This window comes from Mesorhizobium sp. M0306 (genome assembly GCF_040321655.1).
GTDB lineage: Bacteria > Pseudomonadota > Alphaproteobacteria > Rhizobiales > Rhizobiaceae > Mesorhizobium.
In genome coordinates this window covers 829,009-846,657 of record NZ_JAMYRY010000001.1, presented here as the reverse complement: position 1 = coordinate 846,657, position 17,649 = coordinate 829,009, and the positions used below count along the sequence as shown (strand labels likewise).

Genomic DNA, 17,649 nt, shown 5'->3' with positions numbered 1-17,649 from the left:
AGACGCTCTCCCTATGTTAGGGCCAAGTTTCCTCTCACGACGCGTGTCCGCCCAGCGGCGCCAACGGGACAATTGATGAATCCGAATTATCGCAACCTCGCGCTCTGGGCGATCATAGCGGTCCTGCTCATCGCTCTCTTCAATCTTTTCCAGACGCCGCAAACGCGTGGAGCCTCGAGCGATGTCCCCTATTCGCAGTTCCTGCAGGAAGTCGCGGCGGGACGGATCAAGTCGGTGACCATTGCCGGCGCTCGTATCTCCGGCAACTACACTGACAGTTCCAACGGCTTCCAGACCTATTCTCCTGGGGACCCGTCGCTGGTTTCGCGGCTGCAAGACAAGAACGTCACCATCAATGCGCGTCCTGAATCCGACGGCTCCAATTCGCTGTTCGGCACCCTGATCTCCTGGCTGCCGATGATCCTCATCCTCGGCGTCTGGATATTCTTCATGCGCCAGATGCAGTCCGGTTCCGGCCGCGCCATGGGCTTCGGCAAGTCGAAGGCCAAGCTTTTGACCGAAGCGCACGGCCGCGTCACCTTCCAGGACGTCGCCGGCGTCGACGAAGCCAAGGAAGATCTGGAAGAGATCGTCGAGTTCCTGCGCGACCCGCAGAAATTCCAGCGGCTCGGCGGCAAGATCCCGCGCGGCGTGCTGCTCGTCGGTCCTCCCGGAACCGGCAAGACGCTGCTCGCCCGCTCGGTCGCCGGTGAAGCCAACGTGCCGTTCTTCACCATTTCGGGCTCGGACTTTGTCGAGATGTTCGTCGGCGTCGGCGCAAGCCGCGTTCGCGACATGTTCGACCAGGCCAAGAAGAACGCGCCTTGCATCATCTTCATCGACGAAATCGACGCGGTCGGCCGCCATCGCGGTGCCGGCCTCGGCGGCGGCAATGACGAGCGCGAGCAGACGCTGAACCAGCTGCTGGTCGAGATGGATGGCTTCGAATCCAACGAAAGCATCATCCTGATCGCCGCTACCAACCGGCCCGACGTGCTCGATCCGGCGCTGCTGAGGCCGGGCCGCTTCGACCGCCAGGTGGTGGTGCCGAACCCCGACATCGTCGGCCGCGAGAAGATCCTGAAAGTGCATGTGCGCAACGTGCCGCTGGCGCCCAATGTCGACCTCAAGGTGATCGCGCGCGGCACGCCGGGCTTTTCCGGCGCCGACCTGATGAACCTGGTCAACGAGTCCGCACTGATGGCGGCGCGGCGCAACAAGCGCCTCGTCACCATGGCCGAATTCGAGGACGCCAAGGACAAGATCATGATGGGCGCCGAGCGCCGCTCGTCGGCGATGACGCAGGCCGAGAAGGAGCTGACCGCCTATCACGAGGCCGGTCACGCCATCCTGGCGCTCAACGTGCCGTCGGCCGATCCGCTGCACAAGGCGACCATCATCCCGCGCGGCCGGGCACTCGGCATGGTCATGCAGCTGCCGGAAGGCGACCGCTATTCGATGAGCTACAAATACATGATCTCGCGCCTCGCCATCATGATGGGCGGCCGTGTCGCCGAGGAGTTCAAATTCGGCAAGGAGAACATCACCTCCGGCGCCTCCTCCGATATCGAGCAGGCGACCAAGCTGGCGCGCGCCATGGTGACGCGCTGGGGCTTCTCCGACAAGCTCGGCCATGTCGCCTATGGCGACAACCAGGAGGAGGTGTTCCTCGGCCATTCGGTGGCGCGCACGCAGAACATCTCGGAAGAGACGGCGCAGATCATCGACGCCGAAGTGCGCCGGCTGATCGACGAGGCCTATTCGACGGCAAGGTCCGTCCTGACCAAGAAAAAGAAGGAATGGATCGCGCTGGCGCAAGGCCTACTCGAATACGAGACGCTGTCCGGCGAGGAGATCAAGCAGTTGATCGCCGGCAATAAGCCCGCACGCGACCTTGGCGACGACACACCGCCGAGCCGCGGCTCGGCCGTGCCGAAGTCCGGCCGCCGCAAGAAAGGCCCCGAGCCCGAAGGCGGCATGGAACCCCAGCCGTCAAGCTAGGCTCCGGCCCAGGACAGATCGACTTCGAAGCGCCGCGGCTCTAACCGCGGCGTTTTCTTTTGGGGAATGCGACACGACAATCGCATTTGGATTGTTGCGAAGATGGACCCCCACCCTAAACCTCCCCACAAGGGGGAGGGAATGCTGCCGCGCGCCTTTCCTTCCTCTTTGGCGCCGAAAGGCAGGCAATCTGCCCGAGGTTAGCGCCAACGGAAGTCTCCCTCCCCCTTGTGGGGAGGGGTTAGGGGTGGGGGTCCATCGTAGAGTGAAAGCCTCGGCTTTCCAACCCGCGATAGCCCGCCCCTCGTGGGGGAGATGCCAAGTGGTCGCAAAGAGGGCAGGACAGAGAGGGGCGCGAAGGAATCCGGCCTTCTATCGTCCTCGTTGACGGCTTCGGGAAGATCGACAAGGCGCGGCGGTGAATGAAGCTCGCATTTTTTGCCGACGGCGCCACATTTTGTTCTTGCTTTGTGCCGGCAGCTATGCTATTAATTTGGGTGTGGTGCCAATTGGCGCCGCCGACCCGCCCACCGAGGCGGGTTTTTTGTTTCCGGCTGTGAGGGGTTCCGGTGTTGCCGAGATCGATGCCGGCGAGACAGAGGGAGCGAAGGAACGCGACCTGACAGTTGGTTCGATCTCGGAAGGCCCTCGCACTTGTTCGGCAATAAAAAAAGCCCGCGAACCTTGCGGCTCGCAGGCTCCTATCGTCGAATGATGCCGCGGTCAGCTATTCAGCTTGGCGTTGCAGAGGCTGTAGAAGCCGCCGCCCTTCTGGATCCACCTGAGGCCGCCCAGCGTGTTGGCGTCCTTGTTGGCGTAATAGAGGTCGAGGCAGGTGTGCATGCGGCCCTTGGCCGGGGTCTCGGCTGCATACTTCTTGGAGATCGCCGTCGGGAATTTTACACCCTGGGGGGCGGTGATGGTCGGCGGTTGCGGATCGCCGGTGTACTTGGCATCGGGAGCCGGCAGGGTGTCGTCGTCGTCGGCTGCGCCGGCGCCGCATTGGCTCTTGCGGAAGTCGTTCCACTTCATGCCGTTCAAAGTATTGCCGGCCTTGGCAGCCTGATATTTGGCGCTGCAATCAGCCATGCTGAGGCCTTTCCCGGTATCGGTCGCCGCGGCCGTCGTCGCCTTGGCAGGTGCGGCGGCAGGCTGTGCCGCTGCAGTTGCGCCGGCGGCGCATTCACTCTTGCGGAAATCGTTCCATTTCATGCCGTTGAGCGTGCCGGCAGCCTTGGCGGCCTGGTATTTGGTGCTGCATTCCTTGGCCGTCAGCCCAGGCGCAGCGTCGTCGGCGGCGGCTGCCGCAGCCTTGGTCGTGGCGGCAGGTTGTGCGGCTGCAGTGGCGCCGGCGGCGCATTCGGTCTTGCGGAAATCGTTCCACTTCATGCCGTTCAGCGTGCCGGCGGCTTTTGCCGCCTGGTACTTGGTGCTGCACTCCTTCGCCGTCAGGCCAGGCGCCGCATCGTCGCCGGCGGCTGCCTTGGTGGTGTCGACGGCCTTGGCCGTGGCTTTGGCTGGGGCGGGATCGGTCGTAGCGGCGGTGGCATCGGTGCCGCATTGGGCCTTGCGGAACTGGTTCCAGTTCTGCCCGCCAAGCGTTCCCGCATCCTTGGCCGCGTTATACTTGGTGCTGCACTCGGCCATGGTCAGCGCATTGGCAGGCGCCGCCAGGAATAAGGTCGCGACGGTAAGACCCGTCAAAGTGGCAAGTCGGTGGATGAGCATGCGTTTTCTCCCTATGGCGGTTCATGATATGTCCCAGTGCAGCAATAGCGCTCAACGGCTGGTTGCGCCAGATGCTAAGTAGCGTAGAGACAATTTAGAGGTGCATTCTTTTCTTTAAGGTGATGAATTCGTTGCCGGGACTGTCTCCCAGCCAAGTTCGTCCGGGTGCATTGCACGGAGAGCGCGCATATGGCTGGTTCCCAGCGAGGACACTGCGTCGCATGACAGCCAGTCAAATCGGCGGGTGCGGCGGACCTGAGCCTACCTCTGTCTGGAGCAGCACGATGCGGATTCGGGTTCAAGGCCACACTGCCACTAACCAAAGGATCCAGATGAGGTTTGAGGTTGACGTTTCTGATGCTGCTGCCGCAACAAGGGCTCGAAACTTGAAAATCAACACACTAGCGTGACGCAAAACACACAAGACAACAATTTTCTAAGGATTGGTCGTCCATAATCATACAATGTGATGACGGGGCTTGGGCCATTTTATGGCATGAGATGCTCGGAAAGAACCATCGGGAAGCTGGCGAAAATGGCAGGACATTATTTCGGTACGGACGGCATTCGTGGGCGCGCCAACAAGTTTCCAATGACGGCGGAGGTCGCCATGCGGGTCGGCATGGCCGCCGGCCTCTCGTTCCAGCGTGGCAGCCACCGCCACCGCGTCGTGCTCGGCAAGGATACCAGGCTTTCCGGCTACATGATCGAGAACGCGATGGTATCCGGCCTGTGCGCCGCCGGCATGGATGTCTTCCTGCTCGGCCCGATCCCGACGCCCGCTGTTGCCATGCTGGTGCGCTCGCTGCGCGCCGATATCGGCGTGATGATCTCTGCCTCGCACAACCCCTATTACGACAACGGCATCAAGCTGTTCGGCCCCGATGGCTACAAGCTGTCCGACGAGATCGAGGAGCGTATCGAGGGGATGCTCGACAAGGATATCGAACTGGCGCTCGCCGATTCCGATGGGCTCGGCCGCGCCAAACGCGTCGACGGCGTGCATGACCGCTATATCGAATTCGCCAAGCGCACGCTGCCGCGCTCGATGTCGTTGTCGGGCCTGCGCATCGTCGTCGATTGCGCCAATGGCGCCGCCTACAAGGTGGCGCCTGACGCGCTGTGGGAACTCGGCGCCGAAGTCGTCGCCATCAATGTCGAGCCCAACGGCTTCAACATCAACAAGGAGTGCGGCTCGACCCATCCGGCCGGCCTGCAAAAGAAGGTGCACGAGGTGCGCGCCGATATCGGCATTGCGCTCGACGGCGATGCCGACCGCGTCGTCATCGTCGACGAGAACGGCGCGATCGTCGATGGCGACCAGATCATGGCGCTGATTGCCGAGTCCTGGCACCAGAGCGGACGGCTGGCCGGCGGCGGCGTCGTCTCGACGGTGATGTCCAATCTCGGCCTCGAACGCTTCCTCGGCGACATGAACCTGCAGTTGCATCGCACCAAGGTCGGTGACCGCTATGTCGTCGAGCACATGCGTGCCCATGGGCTCAATGTCGGCGGCGAACAGTCGGGCCACATCGTACTGTCCGATTTCTCGACCACCGGCGACGGCCTCGTCTCGGCGCTCCAGGTGCTCGCCTGCATCAAGCGGCAGAACCGGCCGGTCAGCGAATTGTCGAAGAAATTCGAGCCGGTGCCGCAGCTTTTGAAGAATGTGCATATTTCCGGCGGCAAGCCGCTGGAGGAGGCGCCGGTCAAGGCAGCGATCGAAGATGCGCGCAATCGCCTCGGCAAGGCCGGGCGCCTGGTCATCCGGCCATCCGGCACGGAGCCGCTCATCCGCGTCATGGCGGAGGGCGATGACCCGCAGCTTGTCGAGTCCGTGGTCAACGATATCGTCGAGGTCATTTCAGAAACGCGCAGCGCCGCCTGATCTCCTTCCAACGTCAGTTCAAAAGCCCGCCTTGCCGGCGGGCTTTTTGTTGGATCGCCTGTCAGTCCTGCTACAGCAACGGTCGCCAGATTCCTTGGATTTTTGAGATTCGTGGTTAATCGATACGGTTAAACGCCTTTTAACCTTTCCGATTCATTATCCACAACTGAGATCAATCACATTTCGGGCGCGTTCGCCGTTCGAGGGTTCTCAGGGGTGATAAGCATGTTCAACACAGCAAGAATGGCTCTCCTGGCCGCGCTGTTTGCCGGCGCCGGACCGGCATTCGCCGCCGATTTCGTCGAGCCGCCCGTGGTCGAGGAGGCACCGCCACCGGTCGTCTACGAGCAGCCGGCCGAGTATGGCGGCTGGTATATCCGCGGCGACATCGACTATCACTGGTCGAAGTTTCGCGGCGCCGACTACATCACCTACGGACCGCCTCCCGGGACAGGTACTTTTGACAGCGGCAAGCTGAAGAGTGCCTTCTCGGCCGGTGCCGGCGTCGGCTATCAAATCGACCAGCACTTCCGCACCGACTTAACCGCGGACTGGATGAGCAAATCCACTTTCCGCGGCTCGACCAGCGGCATCTGTCTCGATGGAGATCCCTGTACTTCGGTCGACACCTCGTCCTATACGGCGCTGCTGCTGCTCGCCAACGCCTATGTCGATATCGGCACATGGCACGGTATCACGCCCTACGTCGGTGCCGGCATCGGCGGTGCCTGGGTTAAGTGGGATACACTCCACAACAGTGATGAAGACGGTGAATTCTTCCACCACGGCGGCAAGGGCTGGCGTTTTGCCTATGCTGCCATGGTTGGTGCATCCTACTGTTTGACCGATCGCGTCAAGCTCGACGTCGGCTACCGCTACAGCCATATAAACGGTGGGAAGATGTTCGACTTCGGCAGCGGCGTCGGCCCCGGCTATGACGACGGCATCAATGTTCATGAGGTGCGCGGCGGCCTGCGCTATCAGTTCGGCAGATCGGACTGCGTCGAACCGGAACCCTATGTTCCGGAGCCGGAGCCGGTCTACACCAAATAAGCGCTTCGAAATCGAGGAATTTGTCGATCGCCCGGCTGATGCCGGGCGGTTTCGTTTGGCTGCCTGAAGATGCTGCGACGCTCTGTGACACCGTCCAGCTCGAGGGGCGCAAACGGATCAAATCAATTGCTAACGCCTTGTTATCCTTAACCCGCACTTAACCACTATGGTTAACAATGCTCCCTGAAACGGCGCGCGCGATCGCGAATGCGCCAAGTTCGGGAGCCGAGGACCATGAGATTCAAATCGCCTGTAGCACTGGCGCTTGCAGCAGTCGTCCTGATGCCGCTGACGCCGGCGCTTGGCGCCGATTACGATCCGCCGGTCTATGTCGACCAGGCGCCGGATTATGTGCCAGTCGAGGTTGGCTCGGGATGGTATCTGCGCGGCGATGTCTCCTATCTGGTGCAGAAGAGCTTCAAGGATGAGGATTTCGCCTTCACGCCCGCGAGCTTCGACGAAAAGGAAGATCCCATCTTCGCCAGCATTGGCTTCGGCTACCATTTCAACGACTATCTGCGCGCCGATCTCAATGTCGGCTATCTGCCCGGCAACAAGATCGACATCGGCTACGACGATACAGGGATTGTGGTGCTACCGGCAACGGCGACGGTGGCATCAGCATCCCTGAAGAACTATGCCTTCTCGGGCATACTCAATGGCTACGTCGATCTTGGCACGTATGTCGGAATCACGCCCTATCTCGGCGCTGGTATCGGTATCCTGCAGAGCAAGCGTCGCCTCTCGGCGAGCTACTTCACCGACAACGCCGACCCCACCGACGATTTCGTCCGGCATGACAACAAGACCCAGTACTCCTTCGCCTACACGCTGAATGCCGGCTTTGCCTACCAGGTGTCCAAGAATGTCTCAGTCGATCTGGGCTATCAGTATTTTTCCGCGCCAGACGCCGAATATGTGACTGCCGAGAGCCTGACTTCTTTTCCGATCCGCAAAGGAATCAACAATCATCAAGTCAAAGTCGGACTGCGCTACGATCTCTGGTAGGCTCGATCGAAGCCGAGGCGTTAACAATGGCGGGTCGTAGGCCCGCCGTTTGCGTTTCGCCGCCGGCAATATCCCGACAGCGACAAAAACTTTCCCCTTGACGCCGAAAGCCTGAACGCATATCGCCGTCCGTGGGCCACCCCTCCCCAACGAGGGGCCACTATCTGGAAGGATAGACCACGATGACGACGCATACGAAGCCCGGATTCCGTCCGGCAAATCCCAATTTTTCCTCAGGTCCCTGTGCAAAACGCCCCGGCTGGTCGGTCGAGGCGCTCAAAAATGCCGCGCTCGGGCGCTCGCACCGTGCCAAGATCGGCAAGACCAAGCTCGAACAAGCGATCGAGCTGACGCGGGAAATCCTCCAGGTTCCGGCGGATTACCGCATCGGCATCGTGCCGGCCTCGGATACCGGCGCGGTCGAAATGGCGCTGTGGTCGCTGCTCGGCGAACGCGGCGTCGACATGGTCGCCTGGGAGAGCTTCGGCTCCGGCTGGGTCACCGATGTGGTCAAGCAGCTGAGGCTCGCCGATGTGCGCAGGTTAGAGGCCGACTACGGTGCACTGCCCGACCTGACCAAAATCGACTTCGACCGCGACGTGGTCTTCACCTGGAACGGCACGACGTCGGGCGTGCGCGTGCCGAACGGCGATTTCATCCCGGCCACCCGCAAGGGGCTGACCATTTGCGACGCCACTTCGGCGGCTTTTGCGCAAAAGCTCGATTTTCAGAAACTCGACGTCGTCACCTTCTCCTGGCAGAAGGTGCTGGGCGGTGAGGGCGCGCACGGCATGCTGATCCTCAGCCCGCGCGCCGTCGAGCGTCTGGAAAGCTACAAGCCGGCCTGGCCACTGCCGAAGATCTTCCGCCTCACTTCGGGCGGCAAGCTGATCGAAGGCATCTTCAAGGGCGAGACCATCAACACCCCGTCGATGCTGTGCGTCGAGGACTATCTCGACGCGCTGCGTTGGGCGAAGTCGATCGGCGGCCTCGACGCGCTGGTCACCAGAGCGGATGCCAATGCCGCTGTTCTCGATCGCTTTGTCCGGAAATCTTCCTGGCTCGGCCATCTTGCCGTCGACCCGGCGACGCGTTCGAACACATCGGTCTGCCTTTCCTTCACCGATCCGGATGTCGCTGCACTCGACGCCGACGGACAGGCTGCGTTCGCCAAAGCAATTGTCTCGGCGCTCGACAAGGAAGGCGTCGCCTATGACATCGGCGCCTACCGCGATGCACCGCCCGGCCTGCGCATCTGGTGTGGGGCGACAGTCGAGACTTCCGACCTCGAAGCGCTGCTGCCTTGGCTCGACTGGGCCTTTGCCGCGCAAAAGGCGTCGCTGAAGGCAGCGGCCTGATCCCTCCCCTCGAGGGAGGGTGGCCCGAAGGGCCGGGTGGGGTCGCCTCCGCCCAGCTCACCGATCCACCATCCAGAAAGATTTGGCCACGTCCGGCCGCACCGATCCCACCCCGGCGCTTCGCGCCGACCCTCCCCTCAAGGGGGAGGGGCGCCAATCGCAAAGGAACAAGCAATGCCCCGTGTTCTCGTCTCAGACAAACTTTCCACCACCGCCGTGCAGATCTTCAGGGATCGCGGCATCGAGGTCGACTATTTGCCGGATCTCGGCAAGGACAAGGAAAAACTGCTCGAAGTGATCGGCCAGTATGATGGGCTGGCCATCCGCTCGGCGACAAAGGTCACGGAGAAGTTGATCAACGCCGCGACCAGGCTGAAGGTCGTGGGCCGCGCCGGCATCGGCGTCGACAATGTCGACATTCCGGCGGCGAGCCGCAAGGGCATCATCGTGATGAACACGCCCTTCGGCAATTCGATCACCACCGCCGAGCATGCGATCGCCATGATCTTCGCGCTGGCCCGCCAGATACCGGAGGCCAACGCCTCGACCCATGCCGGCAAATGGGAAAAGAACCGCTTCATGGGTGTCGAGATCACCGGCAAGACGCTGGGCATCATCGGCTGCGGCAATATTGGCTCGATCGTCGCTACGCGCGGCGTCGGCCTGAAGATGCATGTCATCGCCTTCGATCCGTTCCTGTCGGACAGCCGCGCCGAGGAGCTCGGCGTCGAAAAGGTCGAGCTCGACGAGCTGTTCGCCCGCGCCGACTTCATCACGCTGCACACACCGCTTACCGACAAGACGCGCAACATCATCGACGCCGCGGCGATCGCCAAAATGAAGACCGGTGTGCGCATCATCAATTGTGCGCGTGGCGGGCTGGTCGTCGAGGCCGACCTGATCGCGGCACTGAAAAGCGGCAAGGTGGCCGGCGCCGGCATCGACGTGTTCGAGGTCGAACCGGCGGAGTATAATGAACTGTTCGGCCTGGAGAATGTCGTGGCGACGCCGCATCTCGGCGCGTCGACCACCGAAGCGCAGGAGAATGTCGCCCTGCATGTCGCCGAGCAGATGTCCGACTATCTGATCAAGGGCGCCGTTTCCAACGCCATCAACATGCCGTCGATCACCGCCGAAGAGGCGCCGCGGCTGAAACCTTTCGTCAAGCTTGCCGAAGTGCTCGGCGCCTTTGTCGGACAGGTCACCGAGGATCCGATCAAGGAGGTCGAGATACTGTTCGACGGCTCGACCGCGACGATGAACACGCGCGCGCTGATCAGCGCCACCCTTGCCGGGCTGATCCGGCCGCAGGTCTCCGACGTCAACATGGTGTCGGCGCCGATCATGGTGAAGGAGCGCGGCATCATCGTCGCCGAGGTCAAGCGCGACAAATCCGGCGTGTTCGACGGCTATATCAAGCTCACGGTCAAGACCGAGCACAGGACGCGCTCGATCGCCGGCACCTGCTTCTCGGATGGCAAACCGCGCTTCATCCAGATCAAGGGCATTAATCTCGACGCCGAGGTCGGCCAGCACATGCTCTACACGACCAATGCCGATGCGCCCGGCATCATCGGCCTGCTCGGCACGGTCTGCGGCGAGAACGGCGTCAACATCGCCAATTTCCAGCTCGGCCGCAACCGGCCGGGCGGCGATGCCATTGCATTGCTCTATCTCGATGCGCCATTCCCGGAAAACGTGTTGGCGCAGGTGCGCTCGCACAAGTCGATCGACTCCGCCAAGCGGCTGCATTTCGATGTCGGCGTAGCCTGAAACTCGGTCGCCCCGTGTGCAGCAGCACGCGGGGCGCTTCCACGGTCGTTGATGGATCCGTAGTGGAACGTCGCGGCAAGCGACTTCATTCAGCGGCGGATGCCGCCATCTTCCGTCCGCTGTATTCGGCGAGGCTGATGCCGCCGAGCACCAGCGCGAGAGCAAGCGCCTGATAGAGCTGGAATGTCTCACCGACAATCAGCACCGACAGCAGCGTACCGAAGATCGGCACCAGATTGATGAACAGGCCGGCCCGGTTGGCGCCGATCAGCTCGTTGCCCCTGATATAGAAGATCTGCGAGATGACCGAAGCACCGATGGCGGTATAGAACGCGACCGCCCAGCCGCGGGTATCGGGAACGATGACCTTGCCGGCGGCAATCTCCCACAGGAAGAAAGGCAGCGATGTGATGAGTGCGGCAACCGACAGCGCCAGCATCAGGCTCTGCCAGCGGATGACCGGCTTCAGCCGCAACCCCACCGAATAGAAGGAGTAGCAAAGCACGGCGACCAGCATGATCGCGTCGCCGAAATTGAGATCCAGCCTGAGAAGCTGGCGTGGATCGCCATGGCTCGCCGTCACCGCGACACCGGCGATGGTCAGCACGACGCCGATGACCTGCACGCCATTGACGCGCAGGCGAAAGAACACAAAATTGGCGATGATGATGACGATCGGGATCGCCGCCTGCTCGATCGAGACGTTGATCGCCGTCGTGTAGTTGAGCGCCGTGTAGAAGATCGTGTTGAAGAAGGCGAAGCCGCAAGCGCCGAGCCCGCCAAGCAGCAACCAGTGCCTGCGCACCACTGGCCAGTCTTGGCGCAGCGTTCCCCAGCCGATCGGCAGCAGGATCAGAACCGCCAGCAGCCAACGCAGGAAGACGAGCGTCATCGGCGAGATATGACCGACCGCCAGCTTTCCGGCCACGGAGTTGCCGCCCCACAGCAAGGTGGTGAACAGCAGGAATAGGTAGGCGGCTCGATGCATCGTGACATTCCGGCCAGGCAGAGAGAAATGCGCGGTCGTTGCGGGCCTATTGCGGCAGCTCGCGCAAGTAAATGATGTCAAAGGCGAAAATTGTTGTGCCTCGGAGCGTTTTCGGCGGCAAAGAATGGTCGCGCTCGCCGGGTCTTGACGCTATAGAGCGACGTGCGTGCAATTGGACGCTACGCGTCGGAAGGCTTTAATCCTCGCGTCGTGCTTTCCCAAAATCGATTCCGTTTTTGGGGGCCGATGCGATAGAGGCCTATCGGTTCGAACTATTTCAAGCTGCTCGTGCGGCGTCTCAAGGGAAAAGAAATATGGCCAATGTGGTGGTCGTCGGCTCGCAATGGGGCGATGAGGGCAAAGGCAAGATCGTAGACTGGCTGTCGGAGCGCGCCGATGTTGTCGTGCGCTTCCAGGGCGGCCACAATGCCGGCCACACGCTGGTCGTCGACGGCAAGGTCTACAAGCTGTCGCTGCTGCCGTCCGGCGTGGTGCGGCAAGGCAAGCTGTCCATCATCGGCAATGGCGTCGTCTTCGATCCGCACGCTTTCGTCGCGGAGGTTGCGAAATTGAAAGCGCAGGGCGTCGAGGTGACGCCGGACCGCCTGAAAATAGCCGAAAACACCGCGCTTATCCTGTCCTTGCACCGGGAGCTGGACGGATTCCGCGAGGACGCCGCTTCCAATTCTGGAACGAAGATCGGCACGACCCGTCGCGGCATCGGTCCCGCCTATGAAGACAAGGTGGGCCGGCGCGCGGTCAGGGTGATGGATTTGGCGGATTTGGAAACGCTGCCCTTGAAGGTCGACAGGCTGCTGACGCACCACAATGCGCTGCGGCGCGGGCTCGGCCATGCCGAGGTTACGCATGAGGCGATCATGAGCGAGCTGATTTCGGTCGCCGACGAGATCCTGCCCTATATGGACCGCGTCTGGAAAATCCTCGACGACAAGCGCCGCGCCGGCGAGCGCATCCTGTTCGAGGGCGCGCAAGGCACGCTGCTCGATATCGACCACGGCACCTACCCGTTCGTCACCTCCTCCAACACCGTTGCCGGCCAGGCCGCTGCCGGGTCCGGTGTCGGCCCGGGCGCCATCGGCTATGTGCTCGGCATCACCAAGGCCTATACGACGCGTGTTGGCGAAGGCCCGTTTCCGACCGAGCAGAAGAACGAGATCGGCGAGTTCCTGGGCACGCGCGGCCATGAATTCGGCGTCGTCACCGGCCGTAAGCGCCGCTGCGGCTGGTTCGACGCCGTGCTGGTCCGCCAGGCTGTCGCCGTCAACGGCATCAAGGGCATTGCGCTGACCAAGCTCGATGTGCTCGATGGGCTGGACGAAATCAAGGTCTGTACCGGCTACCGCCTCGACGGCGAGGCGATCGATTACCTGCCGGCCAGCCAAGGCGCGCAGGCGCGCGTCGAACCGGTTTACGAGACGCTGGAAGGGTGGAAAGGCACCACCGCCGGCGCGCGCAGCTGGAACGACCTGCCGGCCCAGGCGGTAAAGTACGTCCGCTACATCGAAGAGCTGATCGGCGCGCCGGTCGCACTCCTTTCCACCAGCCCTGAACGGGACGACACGATACTTGTGACCGATCCGTTTCAAGACTAGTTTCTCAGCCTTTCCGGGCATTGCGGCTGATTTGCGGGGGCCGGCCCAGAAACAAATGCAGGTCGACTGACGTATGGTAGATTTTGTTCCTATTCTGAAAAAGGCGCTCGACAAACTCGGTGAGCCGTCGGCGGAAGTGCGCGCCAGGGTCTATGACAAGGCCCGTTCGTCAATCGCGAAACAACTCGCAGAGAAGGCCACGATGACGCCTTCCGATGTCGACCGGCAGATGCGTGTGCTGGAAGACGCCATCGCCAAAGTCGAGCGGGACTTCGCCAAGCCTGCGCCGCCACCCGACCCGCTGGCGGAACTGGAGGACATCTTCTCCTCCATCGACCGCAACAAGAACCAGTCCAGCCATGTCCGGCAGCCGGCAAAGACCGAGCCGCCATGGCAGCCGGCAAGGACTGAGCCGGCAAAGACGGAGCCTGCAAAGACTGGGCCAGCATGGCAGCCTACGCCCGCTAAGGCGGCACCGAACTGGCAAAAGCCGCAGCCCGTCGCTCTTTCTCAGGAGCGCGCTGGTCCGCCGCCGCCCAATATGGATATTCCGACGGCCGATGACCAAGACGGCGTTTTTCAGGGCGATGACTTTTCCAACGACGGCGGCCCCGCGGAGGACCGGTTCCAGCGGCTCCATCCCGCCGAGCGCAGGCGCAGCTATGGCGGCGTGATCGCCGCCGCTATTGCCTTGCTGGTCATTGCCGGCGGCGGCTATGGCATCTGGCTGAACAAGGATGCGTTCGGCAGCATGCTCGGCCTCGACGAGACCAAAGCCGTCGCCACCGAACCGCTGGTAAAGCCAGCCCCGGCCAAGCCGGTGGCCGATGCGGCCGTACCGGCCGCCGCGCCTCCGACGGAGGCCGGCGAAGGCGCGAAGTTCACGCAGCGCCTGACGCCCGAGGGCCACGAAGTCGATCCTGGCCCCGCGGCCGGGCAGGCGGGCATCGGCGAAGGCGAATCCGTCGCCGCACTGACCACGCCGCCGTCGGCCGCCCAAGCGCCGACCACCCCGGCACCCGCCGCGCCGGCACCGGCCGCACCTGCCGATGCGCAAGCCACGGCCAATCCTCCAGCGGTCGATGGCTCCGCTGCACCAACTCCCGCAACGCCGCCCGCCAACGGGGCAGCAGCGCCGGCCGATGCCGCAGCAGCGCCTGCAGCGGCCGCCCCGCCGCCCGCACCGGCGGCGGCACCAATGGCAGTTCCGCCGCAGGCCACGTTGGCCGTCGGCCAGAAGGCGATCTTCTACGAGGAGCGCACCAGCACCGCTCAAGGCTCGGCCGAGCCCGGCAACATCGTCTGGTCACTGGTGCAGGAATCGCCCGGCGGCGACTTGCCACCCGAGCCGGCGATCCGCGCCGAGGCGACCATTCCAGGCAAGGATATCCAGTTGCGCATGACGATCCGTCGCAACACCGACCAGACGCTGCCGGCCAGCCATATTATCGAGATGATCTTCCTGACGCCTGACGGCTTCGAGGGCGGCGGCGTCGACAACATCCTGCGTGTCGCCATGAAGGGGTCCGAGCAGGATGCCGGCAGCCCGCTGATCGGCATCCCGGCCAAGATCGCCGACGGTTTCTTCCTGGTTGCGCTCAACGACACCAAGGCTGACGAAGACGCCAATCTGACCTTGCTCAGGGGCCAGGACTGGATCGACGTGCCGGTCGTCTACAAGACCGGGCGGCGGGCGCTGCTCACCATGGAAAAGGGCATTCCCGGCGAGAAGGTGTTCGATGAGGCGCTGAAGGCCTGGCAGACAAAGACAGCGGGCTGAAGCCGGCTCGCCAGCCCAACGCTTCTCTGGCTCAGAAGCCTTGGAACAGCATGTCGAGTGCGCTCACGATGTCTTCGTGATGCTTTGACAGGTTCATCCGGCTTTCGCCTAATTCGTCCGCCGGAACCGTTGCGATCAGATGGGTGGCCATAACCATTTTTCGCCCGCTGATCTCAAGGAGAGGGTGGAGTTTGCGCATCGGCGGCGGCGTTGTTGCCATCGGGAGAAGCGGAACGACGACCCTTGTCTTGAAGTGATCAAGCATGTCGGACTGGACGTCGAGTAGATAGCTGCCTTCGATACTGCCGGCGAAGACATCGTAGAGCGCCATCAGAATTGCCGATGTTCTTTCAGCGGAATACCGTGTTTCTCGGCATAGTCGTTCCACGCTTCCATGGTGGCGCGGTTCTCGAGCTTCCACAGCCGGGTCTTTTCCGCAGCGACAGCCTCCGCAATGCCGGCTTCCGCCGCGCGTGAGACATTCACGTCCAGCCCTTTGGCTTCTTTCATGAGTTTGGAATCTATCGACAGGTTTGCCGGTTGGCGAATTGCATTCAATGCCAATTTGCGCACGGCAGCCTCCGCAATATGCGCATAATCTATGCGCATTTCCGAGCTGCAGCAACGAGGAAGTGGACTACCCCTCCATTTCTTCCCGCAGCATCTCGAGTTCCAGCCATTCCTCCTCGAGCGCTGCCAGTGTGACGCGCTCCTTGTCGAGCGCGGCAATCGTCTTCTGGAACGAGGCCGGGTCGCGCTCGTAATAGGCCGGATCGGCGATGTTGTTCTCCAGCCGCGAGATCGAGGCCGACACCGCCTCGATCTTTTTGGGCAAGGTTTCCAGCGCGAATTTCTGCTTGAACGACAGTTTCTTGGCCGGGGCCTTGGGAGCGGCCGCGTCGGTCCTGCTTGCAGCCATCGCCTCGCTGGTCTCTGCCTTCGGCCGCGCCTTGCGGTCATCCAGCCTGGTGCCGCCGCGCTGCGCCAGCATGTCGGAATAGCCGCCGGCATATTCGATCCAGCGGCCGTCGCCATCCGGCGCGATGATGCTGGTCACGGTGCGGTCGAGGAAATCGCGATCGTGGCTGACCAGGATCACCGTGCCGGCAAAGCCGGCGACCAGTTCCTGCAGCAGTTCCAGCGTCTCCATGTCGAGGTCGTTGGTCGGCTCGTCGAGCACAAGCAGGTTTGCCGGCCGCGCCAAGACGCGTGCGAGAATCAGCCGTGCCCGCTCGCCGCCCGAAAGCTCGCGCACCGGCGTGCGTGCCTGTTCCGGCTTGAACAGGAAGTCCTTCATGTAAGAGACGACGTGGCGCTGCTCGCCATTGATGACGAGGTTCTCGCCGCGCCCGTCGGTGAGATACTGCGCCAGTGTCTCCTGCGGATCGACGGCCTCGCGCTTCTGGTCGAGCGTGGCGATCTCCAGATTGGTGCCGAGCCGAACCGTGCCCGCGTCCGGCTTCAATTCGCCGGTCAGCATCTTCAACAGCGTCGTCTTGCCGGCGCCGTTTGGCCCGACCAGGCCGACGCGATCGCCGCGCTGGATGCGTGTCGAAAATCCCTTGACCACCGTCAGATCGCCAAAGCTCTTCTCAATGTTCTTGGCTTCGATCACCAGCTTGCCGGATTCGGCGGCGTCGCTGGCTGTCATTGTCGCCGCACCCTCGGCGCCGCGATGGCCGCGAAAGCGCTGTCGCATGGTCTGCAACTCACCGAGCCGGCGCATGTTGCGCTTGCGCCTTGCCGTCACGCCATAGCGCAGCCAGTGCTCCTCGCGCACGATCTGGCGGCCGAGCTTGTGCTGCTCGCGCTCTTCCTCCTCCAGCACCGTGTCGCGCCATTCCTCGAAATAAGCAAAGCCCTTGTCGAGGCGGCGGGTCTGGCCGCGGTCGAGCCAGATTGTGGCGCGCGACACGCGTTCGAGAAAACGGCGGTCATGCGAGATGACGACCAGCGCCGAGGAGGTGCGGGCAAGCTCCTCCTCCAGCCATTCGATGACCGAAAGGTCGAGATGATTGGTCGGCTCATCGAGGAGGAGAATGTCGGGCTCCGGCGCCATGACGCGGGCGAGGGCCGCGCGCCGCGCCTCGCCGCCGGAGAGGTCGTTCGGCCGTTCCTCGCCGGACAGGCCGAGATGCTCCATCAGATAGGTGGCGCGGTAGGGATCGTCGGCGGGTCCGAGCCCCGCCTCGACATAGGCGCGAATGGTCGCAAAACCGTCCATGTCGGGCATTTGCGGCAAATAGCGCACAGTCGCCGAGGGCTGGCGGAAGACTTCGCCGTCCTGCGGTTCGATCAGCCCGGCAGCGATCTTGAGGAGCGTCGACTTGCCCGAGCCGTTGCGGCCAACCAGGGCGATCTTGTCGCCAGCCGAAGCCGTCAGGGCGGCACCGTCGAGCAGCGGCGTGCCGCCAAAGGTCAGCTTTATCTCGTCGAGATTGAGAAGCGGCGGCGCCATA

At 62.6% G+C, this 17,649-nt stretch carries 14 protein-coding genes; 9 read left to right on the top strand and 5 right to left on the bottom strand.

Features of this window, described 5'->3' with window-relative positions; all coding sequences use genetic code 11:
- Positions 1-75 precede the first annotated feature (75 nt).
- Positions 76-2,001 carry an ATP-dependent zinc metalloprotease FtsH gene (gene ftsH, locus NKI95_RS04365; protein ID WP_352517047.1) on the top strand — a complete coding sequence of 642 codons (1,926 nt, stop codon included), beginning with the start codon at positions 76-78 and terminating at the stop codon, positions 1,999-2,001.
- Between the two features lie 418 nt (positions 2,002-2,419).
- On the top strand, positions 2,420-2,716 hold the full coding sequence (locus tag NKI95_RS04360) for a hypothetical protein (protein ID WP_352714425.1): 297 nt from the start codon (positions 2,420-2,422) through the stop codon (positions 2,714-2,716).
- An 8-nt stretch (positions 2,717-2,724) separates the two neighbouring features.
- Here the strand turns inward: NKI95_RS04360 and NKI95_RS04355 are convergent, their stop codons facing one another.
- The gene (locus NKI95_RS04355; protein ID WP_352714594.1) at positions 2,725-3,390 is read right to left on the bottom strand and encodes a hypothetical protein; all 666 of its coding nucleotides are present in this window, start codon (positions 3,388-3,390) and stop codon (positions 2,725-2,727) included.
- An 874-nt stretch (positions 3,391-4,264) separates the two neighbouring features.
- On the opposite strand from NKI95_RS04355, the gene glmM reads away from it, so the two are divergent.
- From glmM to serA, 5 genes are all read left to right on the top strand, one after another.
- The gene (gene glmM / locus NKI95_RS04350; RefSeq protein WP_292664754.1) at positions 4,265-5,617 is read left to right on the top strand and encodes a phosphoglucosamine mutase; all 1,353 of its coding nucleotides are present in this window, start codon (positions 4,265-4,267) and stop codon (positions 5,615-5,617) included.
- Between the two features lie 225 nt (positions 5,618-5,842).
- Complete coding sequence (locus NKI95_RS04345) at positions 5,843-6,670, top strand: outer membrane protein (RefSeq protein WP_352714423.1); 828 nt, start codon at positions 5,843-5,845, stop codon at positions 6,668-6,670.
- Positions 6,671-6,904: 234 nt separating this feature from the next.
- Entirely contained in the window at positions 6,905-7,678 is a 774-nt protein-coding gene (locus tag NKI95_RS04340) for an outer membrane protein (protein ID WP_352714422.1), read from the top strand.
- 182 nt (positions 7,679-7,860) lie between these two features.
- Positions 7,861-9,036, top strand: a complete 1,176-nt coding sequence (locus NKI95_RS04335; RefSeq protein ID WP_352714420.1) for a phosphoserine transaminase — start codon at positions 7,861-7,863, stop codon at positions 9,034-9,036.
- Between the two features lie 174 nt (positions 9,037-9,210).
- Positions 9,211-10,809 carry a phosphoglycerate dehydrogenase gene (gene serA / locus NKI95_RS04330; RefSeq protein WP_352714418.1) on the top strand — a complete coding sequence of 533 codons (1,599 nt, stop codon included), beginning with the start codon at positions 9,211-9,213 and terminating at the stop codon, positions 10,807-10,809.
- An 85-nt stretch (positions 10,810-10,894) separates the two neighbouring features.
- On the opposite strand, the gene NKI95_RS04325 is transcribed toward serA, so the two are convergent.
- Entirely contained in the window at positions 10,895-11,797 is a 903-nt protein-coding gene (locus NKI95_RS04325) for a DMT family transporter (protein WP_352714416.1), read from the bottom strand.
- A 314-nt stretch (positions 11,798-12,111) separates the two neighbouring features.
- Between NKI95_RS04325 and NKI95_RS04320 the strand changes: the two genes are divergently transcribed.
- The gene (locus NKI95_RS04320) at positions 12,112-13,410 is read left to right on the top strand and encodes an adenylosuccinate synthase (protein ID WP_023680654.1); all 1,299 of its coding nucleotides are present in this window, start codon (positions 12,112-12,114) and stop codon (positions 13,408-13,410) included.
- A gap of 73 nt (positions 13,411-13,483) precedes the next feature.
- Positions 13,484-15,190, top strand: a complete 1,707-nt coding sequence (locus NKI95_RS04315) for a hypothetical protein (RefSeq protein WP_352714414.1) — start codon at positions 13,484-13,486, stop codon at positions 15,188-15,190.
- A gap of 31 nt (positions 15,191-15,221) precedes the next feature.
- Here the strand turns inward: NKI95_RS04315 and NKI95_RS04310 are convergent, their stop codons facing one another.
- The 3 genes from NKI95_RS04310 to NKI95_RS04300 form a co-directional block, all read right to left on the bottom strand.
- Positions 15,222-15,521 (bottom strand): CcdB family protein, encoded by a 300-nt coding sequence (locus NKI95_RS04310; RefSeq protein WP_352714412.1) that lies wholly within the window; start codon positions 15,519-15,521, stop codon positions 15,222-15,224.
- A complete protein-coding gene (locus NKI95_RS04305; RefSeq protein WP_352714411.1) occupies positions 15,521-15,763 on the bottom strand; it encodes a type II toxin-antitoxin system CcdA family antitoxin in 243 nt (80 codons plus the stop codon). The genes NKI95_RS04310 and NKI95_RS04305 overlap by 1 nt, the downstream gene beginning before the upstream one ends.
- A gap of 64 nt (positions 15,764-15,827) precedes the next feature.
- A complete protein-coding gene (locus tag NKI95_RS04300; protein WP_352714409.1) occupies positions 15,828-17,648 on the bottom strand; it encodes an ABC-F family ATP-binding cassette domain-containing protein in 1,821 nt (606 codons plus the stop codon).
- Position 17,649: the final 1 nt, after the last annotated feature.